At 68.0% G+C, this 3,987-nt stretch carries 5 protein-coding genes and 2 pseudogenes; 2 read left to right on the top strand and 5 right to left on the bottom strand.

Features of this window, described 5'->3' with window-relative positions:
- Nucleotides 1-107: 107 nt before the first annotated feature.
- Nucleotides 108-305 carry a hypothetical protein gene (locus tag AC2CHE_RS26540; protein ID WP_484507559.1) on the top strand — a complete coding sequence of 66 codons (198 nt, stop codon included), beginning with the start codon at nucleotides 108-110 and terminating at the stop codon, nucleotides 303-305.
- 214 nt (nucleotides 306-519) lie between these two features.
- Here the strand turns inward: AC2CHE_RS26540 and AC2CHE_RS26535 are convergent.
- The 4 genes and pseudogenes from AC2CHE_RS26535 to AC2CHE_RS26520 all read right to left on the bottom strand — a co-directional run bounded on the left by AC2CHE_RS26535 (nucleotide 520) and on the right by AC2CHE_RS26520 (nucleotide 3,234).
- Nucleotides 520-869: pseudogene (locus tag AC2CHE_RS26535) on the bottom strand (DoxX family protein).
- A 618-nt stretch (nucleotides 870-1,487) separates the two neighbouring features.
- A complete protein-coding gene (locus AC2CHE_RS26530; protein ID WP_484507558.1) occupies nucleotides 1,488-2,156 on the bottom strand; it encodes a TetR/AcrR family transcriptional regulator in 669 nt (222 codons plus the stop codon).
- Nucleotides 2,153-2,911 carry an SGNH/GDSL hydrolase family protein gene (locus AC2CHE_RS26525; protein WP_484507557.1) on the bottom strand — a complete coding sequence of 253 codons (759 nt, stop codon included), beginning with the start codon at nucleotides 2,909-2,911 and terminating at the stop codon, nucleotides 2,153-2,155. Before AC2CHE_RS26525 ends, AC2CHE_RS26530 begins: the two co-directional genes overlap by 4 nt.
- Before the next feature lie 35 nt (nucleotides 2,912-2,946).
- On the bottom strand, nucleotides 2,947-3,234 hold the full coding sequence (locus AC2CHE_RS26520) for a response regulator transcription factor (RefSeq protein WP_484507560.1): 288 nt from the start codon (nucleotides 3,232-3,234) through the stop codon (nucleotides 2,947-2,949).
- Between the two features lie 123 nt (nucleotides 3,235-3,357).
- On the opposite strand from AC2CHE_RS26520, the gene AC2CHE_RS26515 reads away from it, so the two are divergent.
- Nucleotides 3,358-3,645 (top strand): hypothetical protein, encoded by a 288-nt coding sequence (locus tag AC2CHE_RS26515; RefSeq protein WP_484507556.1) that lies wholly within the window; start codon nucleotides 3,358-3,360, stop codon nucleotides 3,643-3,645.
- A 9-nt stretch (nucleotides 3,646-3,654) separates the two neighbouring features.
- Here the strand turns inward: AC2CHE_RS26515 and AC2CHE_RS26510 are convergent.
- Nucleotides 3,655-3,987 (bottom strand): annotated as a pseudogene (locus AC2CHE_RS26510) (hypothetical protein); the annotation flags it as partial.

Genomic DNA, 3,987 nt, shown 5'->3' with positions numbered 1-3,987 from the left:
AGGCCCGCGGACCCAACATCGATCGCCGCACCTACAAAGCCACCACCAGCATCGACGTCATCACCAGCGACCCTTGACCAACCAGCCGCCGCCCTAACTGAACGGCGTTGGTACTAGCACACGACCCGGTCGGGGCGCCGCTCAACGACTGGTTCCTCGATCCCTCGGGTGCCGCGACACCCACCCGTCAAGTGGCCGGCTTCTATGCTGAGAGCGCCAACAACCAGATTCGGGCCTTCGAGTACGGCGACCAGGGGCTCGTGATCCGGCAACTACCGGTGCCGGCCTCGACAACCGTTCGGTGATCGAGATGCCGTATCGGCTCTACTCCCACCTCTGTGGGTCAGCCCGTCTTCGTCATCCCGTCAAGCCGTGGGTGGCCGGTGACGTGGTCGCGCTGTGGCGTACCCGCGTCCTACCGGTGTCGTCCGACGGACCTGGCTACTTCACGGGCGTCGCGCCCAGCAAACGGTGCGTCGACGGCCTCGCCTGCTCGACCTGTCGGGCAGGCGCTGCGGGTCACCAGCGGTACTTCACGTGCACCGCCAGCGCGGCCACCGTGGTGGCGAAGAAGATGGCCAATCCCTCAAGGTGACGGTATCCGACGCGCAGGTGGGCGATGAACGCGCCGATGAAGTACAGCACGAGGCCGGCGGCGGCGAGGGTCCCCAGCAGCGGAAGCGCGAAGCCAGCAAGCAGCCCCAGGGAACCCGCCGCCAGCAGGATGCCCAAGATCGGCATCCACGACCGGGGAGGCGCTTCATGTCCATCTGTGCCTTCGGGCAGGGGTGATCGATCAGGCACGTAACAGCGGCGACGCCGGTGAAGACTGACGCCAGGACGGTGACCGAGACGTAAGCGGCGAACACGAACCTTTCCGGTCGACGCGTTTGCGGCGGCACCGCATCCCAGCGGCAGGCGCAGCTCGGTGTGTACCCGCGGCGACCCCAGAGGTTCCCCGCGAGAGTCGATGGATTTCACCGATCAGGTCACCGAGCGCCTTATCGGCCGCCTGCCGGCCGAGACGGGCCGGCCGCGCCACTCGAAGTAGCCCGACGTCGACACTCCGAGGACCCGGCACGCCACCGCCACCGCGATCCCGCCGGCGGCGAGATCGGTGACGGCCGGGTAGATCTTTTTGGGAGGAAGTTCTCCCGCGCGAAGTAAGCCGCGGCCCCGCGCAAGATCTCGTTCTCCACCTCCAGGCGCCGCTTCTCCTTGCGCAGCGCCGCCAACTCTTTGCGCTCGACGCTGGTTAGACCCTCGTGCTTACCGTCGTCGGCGTCGGCCTGGGCTAGCCAGCTACGCAGACACAACTCCGAGTTCCCTGGCGATCTCCTGGATCGGCTCGGTGCGCAACCGAGCCAACTCGATCGAGCGCTGACGAAACTCCGGCGGGTGTAGTGCGGGCATCCGAACTCATCCCTCGGCGGCCAGTGTCGCCTCAGCTCAGGTGTCCGGGAAACCGGGGGAAGCTCAGCCCTCGTTCAGTCGTATTGTGCCGAGGAGCCTGGCCGGGGGCTGGGTGGCAACGACACGAGGCGTATGGACTCCGCCGCCGAATTGGGATTGTCGCCGGCCCCGAGGAACATGTGGAGCAGGTAGTTGTCGAAGGTCGGGGAGATGTTGTAGTCGGCGATCTCGAGCATGACGAATCCGTGCAGCATCGCCCACATGCGAACAGTGAGTTCACGGTGGTCGTCGGACCGGAAGCGCCCCGCTCGAATGCATCGCTGGACATGCGCATCCGCCTTGCCGAGGGTGAGGGAATGGACGTCGATCTCGCGGCGCGGCAAACCGAAGTGGGCGTGTCCGACGCCGCCGAGCATGACCCCGTACAGGTGTGGGTTGCTGCGGGCGGTGTCGCGGTAGCGGGCGGCCAGGCGGGCCAGGTCGGCGACCGGGTCTTCGGTCGCGGCCACGGTCGCGAGCCGGGCGGCGAGCTGGTTGAGGCCCTGCTGGACGATGGCGTCGACCAAGCCGGGAATCCCTCCGAAGTGCGTGTAGATGGTGATCGTGGAGGTGTTCACCTCGGCCGCGAGCCGGCGTGCCGACAGCCCGGCCCAACCGTGGGACGTGAGCAGCCGCGCACCGGCGGCGATGAGCCTGTCCCGGACGGTGCCGTCGGCTGTGGTCGGCGTGGCCGGCCTCGTCATCGCGCAGCGACGCGGCTGGCGTCGAGGCCGGGCATGCGCGCGGCGTCGCGCAGCTCCAACACGGTGGCCAGTTGGGAGGCGATGGCCCGCGCCCAGGCCCGGTAGCCCAACCGGGAGGGGTGGAATCCGTCGGCGGCGAAGAAGTCGGTGAGCGGCACCAGCAGGTCCTCGGCCGGTAGCCGGTAGACATCGAGGTTCCGTTCTGCGAGCAGCCGCAGCCGCCTGTTGTAGCGGTCGGCGAGATGTCCCAGCGCTCGGCGCAGCACGAGCGGTAGGCCCACGAAGTTGCGAACCGGGGGCAGGGCGATGAACAACACCGGCACCCGGTGGCCCGCCTCCCGCTGAACGACGTCGACGAGTCGCACCACCTCGCGTTCCCACCGCCACGGCGGAAGCAGGCGGGTGACGTCGTTGACGCCGATCGACACGACGACGAGGTCTGGCCGCCACTGGGTGCACGGGTCCGTCAGATGCCGGAAGAAGAAGTGGTCCAGATCCCGGGCGCGGGCGCCGGTGCGTCCGATCGCGTGCCACGAGACCTGCCGACCGGTGAGCCCGGCAAGGGCGAGGGCGAGCTGACCGGCCAGCGCGTCGCCGAGGTGGTCGGCCCCGACGCCGGTGACCGCCGAGTCGCCGATCAGCGTCATCCGCAGGGCCGGAGCGTCGCCCAGGACTTCGCCGAACTCGTCGCCGTCGGCGTCGGGCAGGCGTGGCATCTCCCGGACGAAGCGAGGAACCCATCGAATAGTCGCCATCGCAGTCCTCCGGGCGGCCCGTTCGGATAACAGTGTTATGACGCAGTCGACCATAGCAAGTCGTCCCTCGCCAGCTCAACGGAAGCGTCCTCGTCGCCCGGCTCGCGGCCCTCGGGTGGCAGGAGGCCGTTCCGCAGGGCGAAGACCGCGACCTGGGTGCGGTCCCGTAGGCCCAACTTGGTGGCGACGTGATGGATGTGCGACCGCACGGTCGTGGTGGAGACCGACAGGTTGCGGGCAATCTCGCGGTCCGACAACCCGTCGCAGAGCATCCGGACGACCTCGCCCTCCCGGGCGGTCAGGGACGGCACGTACGTGTTCAGCCTGAGGTGAGATAGCTGATCTGGGTCTGTTGTCCACTGTGGTTGGGCTACGGGTTGCAGCGGTTTCAGGTTGATGTCGACCGGGACGGTTGGACGGTTCGGATTGGCCGGTACCGACGTGACATGCGGTGGGCCGAGATCTCAGCGGTGGTGATCGAGAACCGGGAGATCGAAGGGCGGGGTCACCGCCGGCCGGTTCCCGCGCTCTACCTGGTGCCGGACCCGGGCGTCAGCCTGGACGTGCCGAGTGACCTGCGAGCCACCGTGGACGGGCGACCGGCGGTACGGCTGTTCGACCTGACCGACCCGAAGATTGAGGAGAAGCAGTTCGTCTGCGACCTGGCTGGTCTGGCCGGTGACCGCCTTGAGGTTCGGGTCGACCGCCTCAACCTGATGCTGCTGAGTGAGTAGCTGGCATGATCATGGTGTGCCGTCCCCGTCGGAGTTGCTCTCGTACGAGGCCGTGGTGGGGATGCTTGCTGAGCTGCGGGTTGAGGTGCAGCGGCTGCGTGAGGACAATGAGCGGCTGCGGGTGGAGAACGCTGAGCTGAAGCGCCGGCTGGGGTTGAATTCGACCAACTCCTGAAAGCCTCCCTCGTCGGACGGGCTGGGCACGACAATGAGGTCGTGTGGGCGGTGGTCGGCGCGTCGGGTGGCTGCGGCGATGTTGGTGGCACCGTTGGTGCGGTGGTAGCCGATCGAGGTGTTACGGAGTGTGGCGAAGACGGCGGGGCCGTTGCCGGTCCGGGCTTG

This window comes from Micromonospora sp. ATLC16, assembly GCF_057196645.1.
Note: the sequence above shows the minus strand (reverse complement) of the source record. Positions and strands in the feature narration are given on the sequence as shown.